A 1,512-nucleotide genomic window follows, 5' to 3' on the forward strand; every position below is an offset into this window, starting at 1 on the left:
TCAATACTGATACGTGGTGGAACAGAGCATGTTGTTGATGAGCTAGAGCGAGCGCTACACGACGCATTATCAGTTGTTAAAGCTGCTTTAGAAGACGGTAAGATAACCGCTGGTGGTGGAGCTACAGCAACCGCAATAGCGATGGCACTCAGAGACTACGCGCCCTCAATAGGTGGCCGTGAACAGATGGCGATTGAGGCATTTGCAAACGCTATAGAGGTTGTACCAAAAACACTGTCTCAGAACGCTGGTCTTGATCCCATTGATATCATGCTTGAACTCCGTCAGGCGCAAAAGAAGGGAAACAAGTACGCAGGGATTGATGTTTTCAACGGAAAAATCTCAGATATGCTCAAACAAAATGTTATAGAGCCACTTCGTGTGAGTATGCAGGAGATACAATCAGCAACAGAAGCCTCCATTATGATTCTTAGAATCGATGATGTCATTGCAGCGAAGAGCACAAGCTCTACTCCATCAGGTAAAAAAACATCGGGTGAATCCGGTGAGGACTACGATACTGACTAGCTAAAATCTCTATTTTTTTTCTTTTATAGTTTTTTTATTTAACTATTTTTAACTCTGTAACTATAGGATAAAAAAATAAATAATATTATACTCCCTTTTTTCCAGATCTCATGAGGAAAACAACGTTTTTTACGTTTTTTATATGAGAAGAACTCCTTGTATAGCTTGCTAGATGGAATGGTATAAAAAGGTTCATTTATTTTATCTACATATAAAACTCAACTCTGTTGATTTATAGAAAAAACTCAAAAAAATAAAATTATAAACCTGTATTTTATTCATATTCTCATGGATGTGGATGGGATATTAGATAAAATACCTAGTACTGAAAAGATTCTAGCCATTATCTGGTTTGTTAGTTGGATCCTTGCCATTTGGATGTATCCATTGCAGTTTTTCCTCACAGGACTTTTCTGTCTAATCTTAGCTTTGATAGCATCTGGCAAACTAGAAAAACAGGGGGATAAGCTGCCAAAAACACCTGCTGTTTTTTCAATGGATAAAAGTACAAGAACCCTCAAAGTACAAAAGTTATATGAAAGTAATTTGAGGTGGGATGATCATGAGGTTTGCTCAGGGGCAGCTCAGCTTCCAACTGGATTAATAAAAGAAGGGGATGAAATTAAAAATTGCAAAGGTAATGTTGCTCTTAGACATATTCCTTCAAACAGGCTTTTTGGCGGATTTGATTTTGGGGAATAAAGAATTGGAGCAATATATTGAAAAGCCCGCAAAGAAAAAAAACAATTGAAATTAAGTGTTTTCGTATGCCTTATTTGTTAGAAATGAGATTTATGTAAAAAACTAATCAATAATATCTGCATTAACAAATCGGAGTGTTGCCCGTAAATTAGGTTTTTATGGAGAGAATCCATATCGTTTTTTTGCATACCTGAACGAGATGGACGTCTCTCGTTTTGTAATTATGCAACTACTTTAAAAATATCACGATGGCGTCCATCCCGTTCCATGGTAGCAGGATGG

Annotated in this window: 2 protein-coding genes; both read left to right on the forward strand. The window is 37.0% G+C overall.

Features of this window, described 5'->3' with window-relative positions; all coding sequences use genetic code 11:
- A partial coding sequence (locus QHH19_07325; GenBank protein MDH7518130.1) for a TCP-1/cpn60 chaperonin family protein occupies window positions 1-528 on the forward strand: 528 nt, incomplete at its 5' end.
- A 288-nt stretch (window positions 529-816) separates the two neighbouring features.
- Complete coding sequence (locus QHH19_07330; protein ID MDH7518131.1) at window positions 817-1,230, forward strand: hypothetical protein; 414 nt, start codon at window positions 817-819, stop codon at window positions 1,228-1,230.
- Window positions 1,231-1,512: the final 282 nt, after the last annotated feature.

The sequence above is a fragment of the Candidatus Thermoplasmatota archaeon genome, from assembly GCA_029907305.1.
Taxonomy (GTDB): domain Archaea; phylum Thermoplasmatota; class E2; order DHVEG-1; family DHVEG-1; genus JARYMC01.